Annotated in this window: 11 protein-coding genes; 6 read left to right on the top strand and 5 right to left on the bottom strand. The window is 66.1% G+C overall.

Annotated features, from left to right (window positions below; all coding sequences use genetic code 11):
- The first annotated feature begins 50 nt into the window (after positions 1 to 50).
- Positions 51 to 1271 carry a glycoside hydrolase family 88 protein gene (locus tag P0M04_RS17015; protein ID WP_259452797.1) on the top strand — a complete coding sequence of 407 codons (1221 nt, stop codon included), beginning with the start codon at positions 51 to 53 and terminating at the stop codon, positions 1269 to 1271.
- 18 nt (positions 1272 to 1289) lie between these two features.
- Positions 1290 to 3767, top strand: coding sequence for a TonB-dependent receptor (locus tag P0M04_RS17010; RefSeq protein ID WP_259452796.1), 2478 nt, complete (start codon positions 1290 to 1292; stop codon positions 3765 to 3767).
- A gap of 356 nt (positions 3768 to 4123) precedes the next feature.
- Here the strand turns inward: P0M04_RS17010 and P0M04_RS17005 are convergent, their stop codons facing one another.
- Positions 4124 to 4948: an NAD-dependent epimerase/dehydratase family protein gene (locus tag P0M04_RS17005; protein ID WP_259452795.1), complete on the bottom strand. Its 825-nt coding sequence runs from the start codon at positions 4946 to 4948 to the stop codon at positions 4124 to 4126.
- A gap of 199 nt (positions 4949 to 5147) precedes the next feature.
- On the opposite strand from P0M04_RS17005, the gene P0M04_RS17000 reads away from it, so the two are divergent.
- Both P0M04_RS17000 and P0M04_RS16995 read left to right on the top strand, forming a co-directional pair.
- Positions 5148 to 6143 (top strand): LacI family DNA-binding transcriptional regulator, encoded by a 996-nt coding sequence (locus P0M04_RS17000; RefSeq protein WP_259452794.1) that lies wholly within the window; start codon positions 5148 to 5150, stop codon positions 6141 to 6143.
- A 76-nt stretch (positions 6144 to 6219) separates the two neighbouring features.
- Positions 6220 to 8055: a hypothetical protein gene (locus P0M04_RS16995; protein ID WP_259452793.1), complete on the top strand. Its 1836-nt coding sequence runs from the start codon at positions 6220 to 6222 to the stop codon at positions 8053 to 8055.
- Here the strand turns inward: P0M04_RS16995 and P0M04_RS16990 are convergent.
- On the bottom strand, positions 8030 to 8971 hold the full coding sequence (locus P0M04_RS16990; RefSeq protein ID WP_259452792.1) for an alginate lyase family protein: 942 nt from the start codon (positions 8969 to 8971) through the stop codon (positions 8030 to 8032). The two genes, P0M04_RS16995 and P0M04_RS16990, sit on opposite strands and share 26 nt — an antisense overlap.
- 108 nt (positions 8972 to 9079) lie before the next feature.
- Here P0M04_RS16990 and P0M04_RS16985 point away from each other — a divergent pair, with 108 nt between their 5' ends.
- Positions 9080 to 11260 (top strand): glycoside hydrolase family 88 protein, encoded by a 2181-nt coding sequence (locus P0M04_RS16985; protein WP_259452791.1) that lies wholly within the window; start codon positions 9080 to 9082, stop codon positions 11258 to 11260.
- On the opposite strand, the gene ppc is transcribed toward P0M04_RS16985, so the two are convergent.
- Both ppc and P0M04_RS16975 read right to left on the bottom strand, forming a co-directional pair.
- A complete protein-coding gene (gene ppc, locus P0M04_RS16980; RefSeq protein WP_259452790.1) occupies positions 11261 to 14008 on the bottom strand; it encodes a phosphoenolpyruvate carboxylase in 2748 nt (915 codons plus the stop codon).
- A gap of 199 nt (positions 14009 to 14207) precedes the next feature.
- On the bottom strand, positions 14208 to 15059 hold the full coding sequence (locus P0M04_RS16975) for a LysR family transcriptional regulator (protein WP_259452789.1): 852 nt from the start codon (positions 15057 to 15059) through the stop codon (positions 14208 to 14210).
- Between the two features lie 94 nt (positions 15060 to 15153).
- Here P0M04_RS16975 and P0M04_RS16970 point away from each other — a divergent pair, with 94 nt between their 5' ends.
- A complete protein-coding gene (locus tag P0M04_RS16970) occupies positions 15154 to 15696 on the top strand; it encodes a lipocalin-like domain-containing protein (protein ID WP_307727370.1) in 543 nt (180 codons plus the stop codon).
- Here the strand turns inward: P0M04_RS16970 and P0M04_RS16965 are convergent.
- The gene (locus P0M04_RS16965) at positions 15629 to 16834 is read right to left on the bottom strand and encodes a GGDEF domain-containing protein (protein WP_259452788.1); all 1206 of its coding nucleotides are present in this window, start codon (positions 16832 to 16834) and stop codon (positions 15629 to 15631) included. The two genes, P0M04_RS16970 and P0M04_RS16965, sit on opposite strands and share 68 nt — an antisense overlap.
- Positions 16835 to 17002: the final 168 nt, after the last annotated feature.

Below are 17002 nucleotides of genomic sequence, written 5' to 3'. Positions count from 1 at the left end.
GTTCTGATTACGATTTGCTCAATAATCAGACCAACAAGGAGACGGGTTCCATGACTGCGAAAACGATTATCTGCGGAATCCTGCTGGCGGCCTGCGGCGCGTCGGCCGCAACGGCCGCGGAACCGATCGGCGCCGTCATCGCGAAGGACTTCAAGGTCGCCAGCGCGCAGTACCGCGTCCTGCTGGACAAGGCGGCGGGCAAGCCGGGCTTCCCTCGCACCGTGGAGCGCGGTGAACTGAAAATGGTCGGGCCGGGCGACTGGACCGCCGGCTTCTTTCCCGGCTCGCTGTGGTACCTGTTCGAAGCCACCGGCGACGCGTCCTGGAAAACGGCCGCGCTGCGCTACACCGCACTGACGGCGCCCGCGAAGTTCGACAAGTCCCAGCACGATCTCGGCTTCATGCTGGGCGCCGGCTACGGCAACGGCCTGCGCCTCGTCGACGACGCTGCCACCCGCGTAGCCTACCGCGACGCCCTGCTTGCCGGCGCGACGACGCTCATCACGCGCTTCAATCCGAACGTCGGCAGCATCCAGTCGTGGGACCTGTGGCCGAATACGACGTGGGCCTTCCCGGTCATCATCGACAACATGATGAACCTGGAACTGCTCATGTGGGCCGCGCGCGCTGCCAATGAGCCGCGCTACCGCGAGATCGCCATCGCCCATGCCGACACGGCACTGAAGAACCACTTCCGCCCCGACGGATCGAGCTTCCACCTTGTCGACTACGACCCGAAGACGGGCGCCGTGCGTGCACGCGTCACCGTACAGGGTTACGCGGACGGCTCCGCATGGGCACGCGGGCAGGCGTGGGGCCTGTACGGCTACACGATGATGTACCGCGAAACGCATCGCGACGAATACCTTCGGCAGGCCCATAAAATCGCCCGCTTCTACACGACCCATCCACGCCTGCCGGCCGACAAAGTGCCCTATTGGGACTTCGACGACCCGGCCATTCCCGACGCCCCGCGCGACGCGTCCGCCGCCGCCATCGCCGCCTCCGCCCTGCTGGAACTGGCGACGTTCTCCGACCGCGAGACGGCCGCGCGCTACCGCGACTTCGCCGAACAGACGCTGCGCAGCCTGTCGTCCAGTGCGTACCTCGCGGCGCCCGGCGAGAACGACGGCTTCCTCCTCAAGCATGCGACCGGCCACAAGCCGGCCAAATCGGAAATCGATGTGCCGCTGAATTACGCGGACTACTACTTTCTGGAGGCGCTGCTGCGCATGAAGGCGGCGCGCAGCGGGACTGGCAGTTTTCATTAGAAAAACAAAGGAGACGTTGTGAGCAAGCAGAGAACACCGGGCGCGCGGATCGCGGTCAAGCCCGTGGCGGCTGTCGTTGCACTGGCCGTCGCCCACTGGGCGGCACCGGCGCAGGCGCAAGAGAACCCAAACCAGTTGCAGACCGTGCTGGTCACCGCCAACAAGCGCGTGGAGCGGCTGGAAAACGTGCCGGAGTCGATCTCCGTGCTGTCCGAAGCGGAGATCCAGCGTAACAACGTGCGCGAGATCGAGGACGTCATCAACCTGACGCCGTCGCTGACGCTGTCGTCGGGCACGACGGCCGCCAACAACGCCATCTTCATGCGGGGCATCGGTACCGTCTCCGTCGGCATCGGCGTGGAGTCCGACGTCTCCGTCATCATCGACGATATCCCGATCGCCAGCCAGTTCCAGGCCTTCCGCGACCTGGCCGACGTGGCCCGCGTCGAGGTGCTGAAAGGTCCGCAATCGACGCTGTTCGGCAAGTCCGCCGTGGCCGGCGCCATCAACATCGTGACGAAACCCATCAGCGGTCCGATCGTCTACCGCGCCAACGCCTACTATACGAACGACCACGAGTGGCGCGTCGGCGCATCGGTCGGCGGCAAGCTGCGCGACGACTTCGGCATGCGTATCGCCGTCAACAAGAGCGACATGCCCGGTAACTTCACGAACCTGACGAACGGCCAGAAGGTCAACGGGTCGGGCGGCAAGACGATCATGACGAAGTTCCAGTGGAACCCGATCAAGGACCTGGAGATCGACTTCACGCCGCACTACAACGCGCAGGAAAACAGCCGCGGCGTGACGGCGGTGAACGGCTTCTATCGCACGGCCGGACCGGCCGACCTCGCGACCGCGTACATGAACGGCAATCCGCAACTGCCCGCGTCGCTCACGCTGGCGGGCATCAATCCGTACGATCCCAACAACCGCAACGTGCGGCGCGACTTCCCCACCGGGATCAACTCGACCACGTTCGGTACGGGCCTGAAGTTCTCGTACGTGCTGCCGAACGACGGCACGCTGATGTCGATCTCCTCGTACGAGCATTACAAGGCAAACGATTACCGCGACCAGGACTTCGTCGACGTCCCCACGATCGCCAGACCGGGCGAGACCAGGTTCAGCGTCGGAAACGCGCAGTTCGGCACGTACGACATCCGTTCGAAGACGCAGGAATTCCGTTACGTGTCACCCGACATCGGCAAGCTGCGCTACGTGGCCGGCCTGTGGTGGGCGCAGAACGAGATCGACCGCCACTTCATCCGCGGCTTCTGCGTGCGCCCGAGCGTCTGCACGGCCAGCTCGCCGTCGAGCCCCACGAACTACTACACCGACATCTACAACGTGAACCGCGCCGTGTTCGGCCAGGCCACGTGGGACCTGTACCCGACCTACACGCTGGTCGCGGGCATCCGCCGCAACGTGGAGACGTCGGGCTTCAACTACATCCGCAACTTCTACACCGACCAGCTGGACCGCTCGACGTTCGTGCCGGGTCCCGTCGGCCAGGACCAGTTTTCCAGCAGCGGCAACCGCGACTGGGCGACGACGGGCAAGCTGTCGATCCAGAAGCAGATCAACAGCGACTGGATGGTCTATGCGATGACAGCGACGGGCTACAAGGGCCTCGCGTACGACGTGACGAGCGGCCTGAAAGCGGCGGCCGCGTTCCCGGTGGCGCCGGAGACGAGCCGCAGTATCGAGCTCGGGACCAAGGCGAACCTGTTCCGCAACCGCATGTCGCTCGCGGCCACGATCTACAAGACGGACTTCAAGAACTACCAGCAGAACACGTCGTTCGTGCTGCCGAACGACCCGACGATCTACACGCAACTGAACTCGATCCCGAAGATCCGCACGCGCGGCTTCGAAATCGATTCGCACTTCCTGCTGACGTCGAACTGGTCGATGAACGTGTCGTACGCGTACACGCGTCCGGAAATCGTCGACTGGAAGAACGGCCCGTGCTACCAGGACAACACGAACCCCGCCATCGGCACGACGGGCCTGGGCGAAGGCGGTTCGCTGGGCGGCTGGAACCGCGCCTGTTTCCCAATCCGCGCCGGCTCGACGACGGGCGTGCAGAACCTGTCGGGCGGGATCTTCCCGGGCACGCCGAAGAACAAGGTCAACATCGGTACGAACTACGACTACCGCTTCGCGGAACGCCCGTATGGGGCCTTCGTAAACGCGAACGTGCGTTACCAGAGCGAATACCAGACCAACATCAACAACGACCCGCGCTCGGTGAACAACGGGTACTCGATCACGGACCTGGGTTTCGGCCTGCGCCAGAACAACGACATGTGGCGCCTGTCCTTCCGCATCAACAACCTGTTCGACCGCTTCTACATCGGCAACGCCAACGCCAGCGGCCCGTCGTACCGCGCCGGCCCGACGTCGGCCTCGCCCGCCATCACGGTCAACAGCTGGGTGCCGCCGCGCGACGTGTTCCGCTTCTACAGCGTGCGCCTCGACCTGAAATTCTGAGTTTCCTCCGCGGGCTCCGGCCCGCGTTTCCCTCGATGCCGCCGGGGCGACCTGGCGGCATTTTTTTGTTCCAGGCCATTTCCATAATTCGGGGTCAGAGCACATTTATTTCCAAATTCGGGGTCAGAGCACATTTCAGATCAATGTCCAACTGCGCAATAAACACCGAATAACGCCCGCCGCATCAACATGCGGACAAGCGGACCTTCCTCTACCACCTCTTCGCGCTTACGTCATAGAACTTGCACCGAAAAGTGCTCTGACCCCGAATTTTGCAGAAAATGTGCTCTGACCCCGAATTGAAACGGGCCGGCAAATTCCTGCGCCGGCCCGTCCTGTCGCTTTCTTAGGCCATTTCAGTCTTCGTAGATCGGCCCCGCCGTCAAAAACGGCCCGCCCTGGTACACGGCCGTGATGTCGTCCGCATCCGCCCAGTTGCCGCCGGCCGGGAAGCGGTCGGAGAAGGCGCGTGCGCTGTGGCGCGGCTCGAAGCCCAGGTGGGCCGCTGCGCGGTTGTCCCACCAGCGCACCGGGTTGTCCGACACGCCGTACGTGATCGTGTGGCCCACGCGCGGCGTGAACAGGGCGCAGCGCACGAGTTCGACGAGGTCGTCGTACGCGAGGAAGGTGACCAGCATGCGCGCGTTGCGCGGCTCGCCGAACGACGAACCGATGCGCAGGCACACGGTCTCGATGCCGAAGCGGTCGAAGTAATAGCGCGACAAGGCTTCGCCGAAGCATTTCGACACGCCGTAGATGCCGTCCGGCCGCAGCGGTGCGTCGGCGTCGACGACCTGCGTGGTCGGGTAGTAGCCGACGACGTGGCTGGAACTCGCGTAGATCACGCGCTTGATGCCGCGCTTGTGCACCGCTTCGTACAGGTGATGCAGGCCCAGGATGTTGGCGTGCATGATCGTCTCGAACGTGTCCTCGACGGAGACGCCGCCGAAGTGCAGCACGGCGTCGACGCCTTCCGTCAGCGCCATCACGGCGGCGCGGTCACCCAGGTCGCAGCGCACGACCTCCTCGCCCTCACCCGCGGGCGCAATGTCCTTGATGTCGCTGAGGCGGACCACGTCGGCCCACGGCTTGATCCGCTCGCGCAGCATGGTGCCCAGTCCGCCGCCGGCGCCGGTCAGGAGGAGACGATGGAAGGGCTTGGACTCGGTCGCTTGGGTCATGGACTGGCTCGCATTGTGTTAAACGTTTAACCGAGTATATCCAAAACGGTTTCGATGTCAATTTTTTGACCGGCTTTTCGGCCGCGGCGCCCCTTCCGTACAGGTGGCAACGATTCCATACACCGATTTCTTGCCCCAGCTCGCTTCCGCCCGTAAGGACGCATGCTAAGATGTGCCGCTGAGTAACGATTAACCTCCCATGAAAAAGTCCGCCCCGACCATCCGCGACGTCGCCGCAGCAGCCCAGGTGTCCACCGCCACGGTGTCGAAATTCATCAATGGCGCGCAGCGCTTTTCGCCCAAGGTCGAGGCGGCGATCGAGTCCGCGATCGCGGGCCTGGGCTATAAATCGAACCCGCTGGCCAAGTCGATGATCACGGGGCGCACGAACACCATCGGCCTCTCCGTGCTGGACATCACCAACCCGCACTTCTCCAGCATCCTGAAGGGCGCGAACCGCGTGGCGCACGACCAGGGCTTTTCCGTGCTGCTCGTCGACACGGAGGAAACCCCCAGCCGCGAACGGCGCACCCTGGAAGAGCTGAGCCGGCGCGTGGACGGCATGATCGTGTTTTCGCGCATGCGCGAGCACGAGATGGCGTGGATGGCCGACATCGACAAGCCGCTCGTGTTCTTCGGCACCCTGGCGAAGCTGCCGCTGCCGACGGTGGCCAGCGACGACCACGCCGGCGCCTACATGCTCGCGCAACACCTGCGCATGCTGGGCCACCGCCGCATCGCCTACCTTGGCTTCTCCAAGTCGCGGCGCGACGAGGAGCGGCTGGGTGGCATCCGCGAATCGCTGAACGCGGCCGGCCTGGAACTCGCGATCTTCGATGCCGAGGCGCCTTCGCTGGCCGAAGGCGAGCGCCTGTGCTCCGCCATCGTGCTGGGCGGCCAGCGCCCGGATGCGCTGATCTGCTACAACGACCTGATGGCGCTCGGCTTCATGAAGGAAGCGTCGAACCTCGGCATCTCCATCCCGCAGGACATCTCCGTTGTCGGCTTCGACAATATCCCCTACGGCAAATACACGACGCCGGCCCTCACGACCGTCGACCTGCAGAGCGAGCGCATGGGCGCGACCGCGATGGAAAAGCTGCTGGCCGTGATCCGCGGCGAGCACGTCGAGAAGCTCACCAAGGTCGCGCCACAGCTGATCCTGCGCGCGTCGACGATCGCCCGCCGTCCCTGATCCCGCGTCGCCGTTTACTTTCCGGAAGAGTTGACCTATCCTTTTAGGAAAACGTTTAACAACACCGGAGACACGCATGCGCCCAGCCCTGCCCGTCATTACGATGGCGGTTCTCACCCTGTTACACGCCGCGCCCGCACTCGCAACAAAGCCCCTGCACCAGACGGTCGAACAGGCCTACCCGCAACTGGACTATTTTTTCCAGAAGCTCGTGAAAGAGCAGGACGGCATCATGATCGACGGCCGTGCGCCGTTCCAGAGCCACGACAAATTCCTGCCCGGGAAAATCGCGACCGGCCTCGCGGACGTGCTGCTGCACACGCCGGCCGACGACCCGCGCCTGCCCGGCATGCTGCGCGATTACGCGTCCATCGCCGATCTCACCGTCGGCATGGAAAACGATACCTGGGGCATCTATTACTACATGGGCGCGCTGCACAGGCTGAAGCAGGCGGGCCTGCTGGAGCGCGCGGTGCGCCCCGCCACGCTCGAGCAGCTGCGCAAGAAGCTCGACTGGCGCACGTTCGTGCGCGTGCCGGCCTACGAACTGATCGACCTGCCGACCAATTACTATGGCGTCGCCTTCAGCATCGCGCGCCTGCGCCTGCTGATGGGCTGGGAAGACGCGCAGGCGAGCGACGTCCTGCTCGACCGGATGCTGAAGCATTACGCCGATTACTCCGGCACCTACGGCTTTTCCGACGAGACGGATGGCCAGGGCCGCTTCGACCGCTACAGCATCCTGCTGGCCGCGGAGATCTGCGAGCGCTTCATCGAGACCGGCCTCACGGTGACGCCGGAACTGAAGGCGCTGCTGCGCAAGTCGGCCGACGTCGCGCTGAACGCGGCCGATGCGGACGGCAGCGGCTTCACGATGGGCCGCAGCCTCGGCCCGTACGGCGAAACGGCCATGCTGGAGATACTGTCGACGGCCGCTTACCTCGGCGTGCTCACGCCGGAAGAGAAGGAGTACGCGTACGCCTACTCGGCGCGCATCGGCGAACGCTACATGCAGTTCTGGTACGACCCGGCGCTGCACTCCGTCGACATGTGGGGCAAGGGTCGCCGCACGGACACGTACCGGGGCAAGCACCGCATCCTCGGCGAGAACTTCTCGCTGCTGCACCAGTTGATCAGCACGGACGAGATGTGGAACCGGGCCGGCATGAAGAACGCCGTACCGCGTGCGGACCTCGCGGCATGGCTGGAACGCGCGCGTCCCGCGTTCAGCCTCACGCGCTTCGCGGGCGGCGAGTACGACCGCCCCCTCGCCATCTGGCGCGACGGGGCGCACGTGTTCAGCCTGTCGATGATCAACGGCGGGCCGAGCCAGCATGCGAACAGCCCGTATTATCCGCTGCCGTTCGCGTACGGGATCGTCTCCGGCATTGCCGACAGCGGCGCGGCGCATCCGCAGCTGCTGCCGAAGTTCAAACTGGCCGACGGCAGCGAATTGATCGCGACCGCGTTCTTGAAAAACATCCAGACGAGCGACATCGACGACGGCCATCGCGTCACATACCGCCAGGACGCGCTCACGAAGCTGGGCAAGAACGTGCCCGTGAAAGACGCGCGCATCGCGGTCGACACGGCGTACACGCTGCGCCACGGCGTCATCACGCGCACCGACACCTATACGCCCGCGGCGCCGCTGGACGTGGCCGGCGTGAGCCTCGAATTCGCGTCGTTTTCAAGCGGCGCCGCGGTGGACGGCAAAACGATCGCCTTCCGCGACGGTGCCGTGCGCGCGTTCGCCGTCGACGGCCTCGCAAGCTGCAGCGCCGACGACGTGACCGGCCGCGAAGCGTACCGCGCGCCGTACGGACCGATGGCCACCCTGGCCACCTGCCGCACGGGCGCGTTCACGTTCGATAAACCGTTGAAGATCAGCTGGACGATCCGCTACCGGTGACGACGTGTTCGAGCGGATTGGCCAGGCTGCGGTCGCCGCCCATCCTGGCATCCCAGTTCACGGCCGGCAGCTTGACGGGAACGGGGACCTTGCCGCCGTGGCGCAGGTAAATTGCGATCCAGCCCGGCACGCCGCCCGACCACTCCTGCTCGACGCCCGTCATCTTCGCGAAGGTCGACGGATCCGCGACGCCTGCGACGGAGAAGGCAATGAGCCGGTCCAGCCGGGGAGACTGCACGTCGAAGATCGACGCCATCATCACGAGCGGCGCGGCCGCGTACAGGTGGTAGTGCAGCGCCCTGCCCGCCCGTTCCAGTTCGTACGGCAGCACGCCGTCCGGGCGGATCTGCGCCATCGCATCGTCGAACGCCTTGCGGCCCCAGGCCAGGCAGCGCGCGTCGTCCGTCACGGCCCCCGCCGCCGTCACGGCCAGGCCCTCCCAGTAATAGTGGTTGTTGCGCACGCCCTTGTGCGCATCCGAGTGACGGATCGTCGCATCGGCCAGCGCCAGCAGCCACGCCTCGATGCGGCGGCGTTCGTCGGCCGTCGCCGCGGGTTTCACGCGCGCATAGCTGAGCGCGAGACCGCCGAGCGTCCACTTGCGCGTGTAGTAAGACTGCTCCGTCGTCATCGTGCCCAGCATTGCCTTACGGTCGGCCCAGTCGGCGAGCCAGGCCAGGGCGCAGCGGGCGTCCGCGTCGCGATGCGTGCGCTGCCACGCGACGGCGGAGCGGGCCACCGCGTCGAGATAATCGTTGACAGGTTTGACGGCCGCCTCGTTGCGCGCCTTGCGCACCGGGTCGACGATCGAATGATGGCTGTCGCTGTAATAACTGTTCGCGTCGATGTCGATGACGGCCGGCGGCGGCGTCTCGCACGCGCAGGCCTGGCGCGCGGCCAGTGCCGCGATCAGCATGGCTGTCCTGATGCCTCGTATCCGCATTGCCTCCTCCCTTTATGAAAGCGTTTACCTTATCCTAGCTTTGCGCCAAAATCCACATATCCAGTTAAACGTTAACCTATCATGATCCCGACTTCCCCCTTCAGGTACGCCACGCTCGCCCTGCTGCTGCTCGGCCCCCTCCTCCCCGGCTGCGCGACACGCACGCCGCCCGCCGTCCAGGCCGAAGCGCAGGCGCTGGCGCCGGCCGCCGTGCTGGCGACGATGGAAAGAGTCGCCGACTGGCAGCTCGCGCACCCGAGCGCGCACGACACCACGCACTGGACACAGGGTGTCGGCGATGCCGGCATCATGGCGCTGGCCAACCTGTCCGGCACGCGCAAATACCGGGATGCGATGGTCGCGATGGGCGAACGCAATGGCTGGCAGCCGGGCCCGCGTGCCTATCACGCGGACGACCATGTGGTCGGGCAGACGTATGCGGAGCTGTACCTGCAGCTGCGCGACCCGGCCATGCTGGCGCCGCTGAAGGCGCGCTTCGATGCCATCCTCGCCGAGCCGCATGAAGGCACACTGGAATTCACGGCGCCCGGCAACCAGGACCGCTGGTCGTGGTGCGACGCCCTGTTCATGGGACCACCGACGTGGGTGCGCCTGTACGCGGCCACCGGCGACGCACGCTATCTCGACCACGCCGTCGCCGCGTGGTGGCGCACGTCGGACTACCTGTACGACGAGGACGAACACCTGTACTACCGCGACAGCAATTACTTTGCCCGGCGCGAAGCGAATGGCCGCAAGGTCTTTTGGGCACGCGGCAACGGCTGGGTGATGGCGGGCCTGGCGCGGACGCTCCAGTACCTGCCGGCGCACCATCCGGCGCGTGCCCGCTTCGAACAACAGTTCAGGGAGATGGCCGCGAAGGTGCTCACGCTGCAGCAGGCCGACGGCCTGTGGCGCGCGAGCCTGCTGGATCCGGCCACCTATCCGGCACGCGAGACGAGCGGCACGGCGCTGTTCGCGTACGCGCTCGCGTGGGGCGTCAACCAGGGCCTGCTGGACCGCACCGCGTTCGAACCGGGCGTGCGGCGCGCGTGGGCGGCGCTCGTCGCCAGCGTCCAGCCGGACGGCAAGCTGACGCACGTGCAGCCGATCGGCCAGGCGCCCACGGGCTTCGCGGAAGACGCGACGGAAGTCTATGCCGTCGGCGCCTTCCTGCTCGCGGGCAGCGAAGTGTTCCGCATGGCGCTGCTCGATAGCGCCCCGCGCACCGTGCGCGTGACGAATCCGGGCGACTTTTATCGGGCCGACGAGACGATCGAACTGGCCACCGGTCCCGACGCACCGCAGGCCGTGATGGAAGCCGACACGTCGCGCCTGCTGCCCACGCAGCGCATCGGCGACACGCTGCTGTTCCAGGCGAACTTCGCGCCCGGTGAACAGCGCCGCTTCCTGCTGCTGCCCGCGAACGCCCTGCCCGCGCTGGCGCCGCCGGACGTCAAGGTGCACGCGCGCTACGTACCGGAACGCTACGACGACTTCGCGTGGGAGAGCGACCGCATCGCCCACCGCACGTACGGCCCGGCGATCCTGCACGTGCCGAACGAGCACGTGGGCAGCGGCGTGGACGTGTGGCTCAAGCGCGTACGCCGGCCCGTCGTGGATACGTGGTACAAGCGCGGCGAGTACCACAGCGACCATGGCGAGGGCCTCGACAACTACAGCGTCGGCACGGGCCGCGGCTGCGGCGGCACGGCAATCTACCGCGACGGCAAGGCGTATCCGTCATCCGTCTACGCGGGCTGGAAAGTCATCGCGGATGGTCCGCTGCGCGCCGTGTTCGAGCTGCGCTACGACGCGTGGAGCGCGGCCGGACGCCAGGTGTCGGAGACGAAACGCATCTCGATCGACGCGGGCTCCAACTTCAGCCGCGTCGAAAGCCGCTACACGAGCGGGCAGGCGGGCGTATTACCCGTCGCCGTCGGCATCGCGCAGCGCAAGGGCGACGGCCGGCTCGTACGCGACACGAACGCGAGCTGGATGAGTTACTGGGAACCGGAGAGTGCGCCGAACGGACACACGGCGTGCGCGGTGATCGTCCCCGGGCAGACGACGCGCGCGGCCACGGACGGCAGCGACGCGCTGCTGGTCGGGACCGCGCAACCCGGGCAGCCGTTCGTGCACTACCTGGGCGCGGGATGGAGCAGGAGTGGAGATTTCCCCAATGCGCAGGCGTGGGAAGCCCACGTGCGCAACGTCGCGCAGCGGCTGGCGGTGCCGCTGCGGGTAACGGGTCAGGACTGATCAGCCGCTGTTGCGCAGACCCGCCGAGATGCCGTTGATCGACATGTGCAGGCCGTTGCGGGTCGCGTCGTCGTCGACGCCGGCCCGGTAGCGGCGCAGCAGCTCGACCTGCAGGTGGTTCAGCGGATCGATGTACGGCAGGCGGTTGCGCAACGAGCGCTGCATCTGCGGGTTCCCGTCCAGCAGCTCGTCCTGCTCCATGATCTGCCTGAGGATCTCCACCGTGCGCGCATGCTCGGCGCTGATCGCGCCGAAGATGCGGTCGCGCAGCGCTGCATCGGCCACGAGGCCGGCGTAGCGGCCGGCGATCGCGATGTCGCTCTTGGCCAGCACCATGTCCATGTTCGACAGCAGCGTCGTGAAGAACGGCCAGGTCTTGTACATCGTGCGCAGCAGCGCGAGGCGCTCGGCCGGCGCGTCCGCGATGAAGCGCTCCACCGCCGTGCCGAAACCGTACCAGCCCGGCAGCATCAGGCGGCACTGGGCCCAGCTGAACACCCAGGGAATCGCGCGCAGGTCTTCGATCGAGCGCGATTTCTTGCGCGACGCCGGCCGGCTGCCGATGTTCAGGGCGGCGATTTCCGAGATGACCGTCGACTCCCAGAAGTACGTCTCGAAGCCTTCCGTTTCGTACACGAGCGAGCGGTAGGCGGAAAGCGCTTCCGTGGACAGGCGGTCCATCGCGGCTACCTGCGCCGCATCCGGCTGCGGTTGCGCATGCGACAGCAGGGTCGCTTCCATCGTCGCGGCGACGAGCACCTCGAGGTTGCGGCGGCCGACGTCAGCGTTGGCGTACTTCGCGGTGATGACTTCGCCCTGTTCCGTGAGGCGGATGCGGCCCTGCACGGCGCCCGGCGGCTGCGCGAGGATCGCTTCGTAGCTCGGGCCGCCGCCGCGTCCCACCGAACCGCCGCGGCCGTGGAACAGCTGCAGCTTGATGCCATGGGCGCGGAAGACGGCGATCAGTTCCAGCTCCGCCTTGTGCAGCTCCCAGCCGGACGTGACGTAGCCGCCATCCTTGTTGCTGTCCGAGTAGCCCAGCATGACTTCCTGCAGGCGGTCGCGCGACTGCAGCAGGCGCATGTAGAACGGCAGGCCGAACGCCGCCGCCATGATCGCGGGACCGGCGCGCAGGTCGTCGATGGTCTCGAACAGCGGGATGATGTTGACGTCGAGCGTGCCGAGCGTCGGATGCAGCAGGCCCGCTTCCTTCAGCAGCACGGCCACTTCCAGCAGGTCGGAGACCGAGGCGGCCTTCGAGATGATGTAGTTCGTGACGGCGGCGCGGCCATACGTCAGGTGCGCGCGCTTCGTCTCGCGCAGGATCGCCAGTTCGGACGCGGTCTCTTCGGAATAGTCTTCGAACGGCGACACGAGCAGGCGCGGCGACTGCAGTTCTTCCAGCAGCAGCGTGCAGCGCGCGGCTTCGTCCAGCGCCAGGTAATCGACGCCGGGACGCGCCTGCGTCAGCAGTTCGGCGATCACGCGCTCGTGCACGTCGGAGTTCTGGCGCAGGTCGACCGGCGCGAGGTGGAAACCGAATACCTTCACGGCGCGGCGCAGCAGGCGCAGACGGCCGCGTGCCAGCTGGCGGGCACCGTTGGCCACGAGCGAGTCGTGGATGACGTCCAGGTCGGCCAGCAGTTCCGCCGCGCTGGTGTAGGCCGTCGCATCCGGTTCATCGGCGCCGGCGACGAGCCACGCGCGCGTCGCCACGAGGCGCGCGTGCATGCCGTGCAGCGCCTGGCGGTACGGCTCGTCCTGGTGGTGCGGCGACTGGTCGGGCGTGCGCTCGGCGATGCGGCGCAGCGCGTCCGTGCTGCCGCACAGCGACTGCGCCTGCGACAGTTGCGACGCCAGCGTGTGCACTTCCGGCAGGTAGAAATCCAGCGCGCGGGTCGATTGCGCCTTCAGGGTGGCACGCAGGATGTCGGCCGTGACGAACGGGTTGCCGTCGCGGTCGCCGCCGATCCAGCTGCCCACTTTCATGAACGACGGCAGCTCCGTGTCGGCCCATGCGCCATCCTTCTGCGCGAGCGTGTCCTCGAGGGCACAATACAGGCGCGGCACGCTCTTGAACATCGTGTAGTCGAAGAAGGACAGGCCGTTCTCGACTTCGTCCAGCACCGACAGCTTGGTGGGACGCAGCAGGCGCGTCTGCCACAACGTCAGGATCGCGCGCGCGAGGGCTTCATCGTTGTCCTGCTCTTCGTCGGGCGTCAGCTGCGTGCGGTCACGTTCGCCGATCAGGCGTGCGATCGCCATCTGGCAGTTGAGGACACTCTTGCGCTGTACCTCGGTCGGGTGCGCGGTGAACACGGGACTCACGTGCGCGTCGTCGAAGAAGGCACGCAGGTCGTCCATGCGGCCGGCGTCGAACACGCCGTCGACGGCGTGGGCAATGCTGCCCTTCTTCGGTGCCGATCCGGCCGACAGGTGCGCGCGGCTGCGGCGGATGTGGTGCTGGTCTTCGGCGATATTGGCCAGCAGCGAAAAATACGTGAAGGCGCGGATCAGCTGGGTCTTCTCGTCGGACGAGATGTCTTCGAGGATAGCCGCCAGTTCCTCGTGCGCGCTGCCGTCCTCGTCGCGCCGGAAGCCGATGCAGCTCTTGCGGACCGACTCGATGCGTTCGAATACCCCGTCACCCTCCTGGGCCCGGATCGTTTCCCCCAGCATGCGGCCGAGCTGGCGGATATCCCGCCCCAGCAGCTCTTCCTTGAAGTTCCGTGCCTCTTCAACGCTCATTCAGCTCTCCAAAATGTAAATAATTTACAGAACACGCACCAGTTAACCAGCGTTGGCGGACAGATACCTTGTATATACCAGCCTTTATACACAGCGCGGCACGGCGAAAAATGCAATGTTATGAAATTTTACTACGAACATTGATCAGTTCGGTGAGCTTGGTTGAAAAAATGCTACACATGAAGAAACGAAAACGCCGCTATTCCTGCTCGAACATGGCGATGATCTCATCGGCCACCGCGCGCACGTGCGGGGCGCGGCGCACGTCGTCGTGCATCACCAGCCACAGTTTGCGGCGCACCGGACAGGCCGGATCCAGCACGACCAGGCCCGGTGCACGCGCCGCCGCATACCGGGGAAAGACACCCACGCCGCAGCCGCCGACTGCGGCCTGCAGCAACGTCAGCAGATCGTTCGAGCGCACGCTGTAGCGGCGGGCACCGCGCAGCTTGTCCAGCCAGTCCTGTTGCGGCGCATCCTGCTGCAGCTCGTCGTAGCCGAGGAATTCCCATTGCGCCGGCGCGCGGCTCGCCACGTAGTCTGCGTGCGCATACAGGGCGTAATCGACGTGCGCCAGCAGCCTGGTAACGAGGCCCGGCGCCGTGGGGCGCGCAAAACGCAGCGCGATGTCGGCCTGGCGCCGCATCAGGTCCGTCGTGCGCGCCTCCGCGCGCAGGTCGATTTCCACGCCGGGCAGGCGCGACAAGGGCGCACGGAGGCGCGGGGCGAGCAGGCAGGCCGTCAGCGCCGGCGGCGCCGAGACGCGCACGACACCCGCCACCTCGATCGCGCCGCGCGCCACGTTGAGCAGGGCGTGCATGTCGTCTTCCAGCTTGCGCGCATGCGGCACCAGCGCCGTGCCGGCCGCCGTCAGCGACCAGCCCCTGGGAAAGCGGTCGAACAGGCGGGCGCCCAGCGCGGTTTCGAGCGCGTCGATGCGGCGTGCCACCGTGGTGTGTTCCACCCCGGTCGCGCGCGCGGCGCCCGTCAGCGTGCCCGCCTCGCACAGCGCGAGAAAGAAGCGGAGGTCGTCCCAGTCAGGTGTCTGCATTGTGCAATTATGCACGGAACAGGTGCGGAATTCGGGAATTCCGTTCAGGCGCTGTCGTCGCTACGCTGATGCTTTCATCAGCAAGGAGAACGATATGAACAGGCAGATCGCCAGCATGGTGCTGGCCGGCGTCGTCCCGGCCGCACACGCCGCACTCCCCGACCTCGCGGGCACGTGGACCCTCGTCGCCGCCGACGTCCAGCGCCCCGACGGCAGCGTCGAACGCGACTACGGCGCGGCGCCCAAGGGCCGGCTCGTCATCGACGCGCAGGGACACTACGCGCTGCAGATCTTCAAGGCCGAGCGCCCGCGCTTCGCGTCCGCGGACAAGGCGGCCGGCACGAGCGACGAATTCCGCGCCGCCGTGCTCGGGTCCAGCACGCACTACGGCACCGTCGCGCTGGAAGACGGCCAGCTGGTGTTCCGCATCGAAGCGGCATCGTTTCCGAACTGGGAGGGCGCGGTGCAGCGGCGCAGCTTCGAGCTGCATGGCGACGAGCTGCGCTATCGCGTGCCGGCGCGGCCGGACGGCGGCATCCGATTTCGGTGTGGCGGCGCATGCCCTGAGGTCAGGCGATTTCGACCCGGTTGCGGCCGTTCGCCTTGGCGAGGTACAACGCCCCGTCGGCCCGTTTGATCGCCGCCCCGATGTCCTCTTCCGGCTTCAGCGACGTCACGCCGAAGGATGACGTGACGCGCAATCCCTGCGGCCACTCCTGCTTCGCCAACGCCGCGCGCAGCTTGTCCAGCATGGACACGGCATGCGGCACGTCGGTTTCCGGAGACAGGAGCAGGAACTCCTCGCCGCCCCAGCGCACCAGCTTGTCGCTGGATCGGATTTCGCCGCGGATGACCGCGGCGAAGCGCCGCAATACCTCGTCGCCGGCGTCGTGGCCATGCTGATCGTTGATCCGCTTGAAATGGTCGAGATCCATGAATACGACCGCCATCTCCTCGTCGACGTGGCCGGCGACGTGCAGGCGCTTCATCAACACCTCCCGGAGCCCCTGGCGATTCAATGCGCCGGTCAGCGGATCGGTATGGGCCTGGTTGGCCAGGTCGCGCGCTTCCAGTTGCAGCGCCTTGTTGACGGCGGCCAGCAGCTCCAGGCGCGCGTTGGTCGCGGAGAGACTGGAGCGGACATGCAACAGGCTCAGCGACAGCCCCAGCAGGCCGCAGCCGATCCACGCGCCCACCAGCCAGGTCAGCAGCCTGGTTTTCGAGATCCATTTTCCGCGAAACTCGATGGACCGCACGTCGATCGTGATCGATTGGCCGGGCGGTACCGATCCCGTCGAGATCTCCAGCGCCGTGACGTTGTCGAGCCGGGTATACGTTTTCTCCAGCGGGACGTCATGCGCCGTGATCCACCAGTCCGCCGTGCGCACGACATTGACGGGAATCGTGAACGTGGCCTGTGCCGGCGCGTCGAATTCGACGGAGTTGTATCGCTGCGAGTTCCAGTCGCCGACGGTGGAGAATTCCGGCTCGAAGTTCGTCATGTGCAGCCTGATTTTGCGCCCGGCCTCGCCCGCATAACGCATGTCGAACGTCACCGAATCGAACTGGCTGAAGTCCACGCCTTTGCCGGCCTGCCCAAGGTGGAACTGCAGCTTGCAGAATGGCCAGGCATAGCCCGCGCGCAGGGCACAGCCCATGATGAAGGCATCCGCGGTCGGCACCAGCGATGCGACGGAATTGCCGTTCTCGTGGCGGTCGTCGGTGACGGTCGCGCCGTACGGGTGCCGGGGCGAGATCTCGAGGACCCGGGTCATTCCGACGTGCTGCCAGACCAGTAATGTGGGCGTCAGAACCAACAATAATCCAACCAGGGACTGGACTATCGTCATTGCTCGCGCGGATCGACGAATCATGGCGGATCGCTGATGTATTTATAGGGCGATCAATATACTGAATTCATGATGATGCTGCGCCAGTTTTCT

The sequence above is a fragment of the Telluria mixta genome (genome assembly GCF_029223865.1).
In the GTDB taxonomy this organism is placed as follows: domain Bacteria; phylum Pseudomonadota; class Gammaproteobacteria; order Burkholderiales; family Burkholderiaceae_D; genus Telluria; species Telluria mixta.
Note: the sequence above shows the minus strand (reverse complement) of the source record. Positions and strands in the feature narration are given on the sequence as shown.

Coding starts and splice junctions, on each gene's coding strand:
- P0M04_RS17015 (WP_259452797.1), top strand. CDS start 51: ATGACTGCGAAAACGATTATCTGCGGAATCCTGCTGGCGGCCTGCGGC.
- P0M04_RS17005 (WP_259452795.1), bottom strand. CDS start 4,948: ATGACCCAAGCGACCGAGTCCAAGCCCTTCCATCGTCTCCTCCTGACC.
- P0M04_RS17000 (WP_259452794.1), top strand. CDS start 5,148: ATGAAAAAGTCCGCCCCGACCATCCGCGACGTCGCCGCAGCAGCCCAG.
- P0M04_RS16995 (WP_259452793.1), top strand. CDS start 6,220: ATGCGCCCAGCCCTGCCCGTCATTACGATGGCGGTTCTCACCCTGTTA.
- P0M04_RS16990 (WP_259452792.1), bottom strand. CDS start 8,971: ATGCTGATCGCGGCACTGGCCGCGCGCCAGGCCTGCGCGTGCGAGACG.
- P0M04_RS16985 (WP_259452791.1), top strand. CDS start 9,080: ATGATCCCGACTTCCCCCTTCAGGTACGCCACGCTCGCCCTGCTGCTG.
- ppc (WP_259452790.1), bottom strand. CDS start 14,008: ATGAGCGTTGAAGAGGCACGGAACTTCAAGGAAGAGCTGCTGGGGCGG.
- P0M04_RS16975 (WP_259452789.1), bottom strand. CDS start 15,059: ATGCAGACACCTGACTGGGACGACCTCCGCTTCTTTCTCGCGCTGTGC.
- P0M04_RS16970 (WP_307727370.1), top strand. CDS start 15,154: ATGAACAGGCAGATCGCCAGCATGGTGCTGGCCGGCGTCGTCCCGGCC.
- P0M04_RS16965 (WP_259452788.1), bottom strand. CDS start 16,834: ATGACCCGGGTCCTCGAGATCTCGCCCCGGCACCCGTACGGCGCGACC.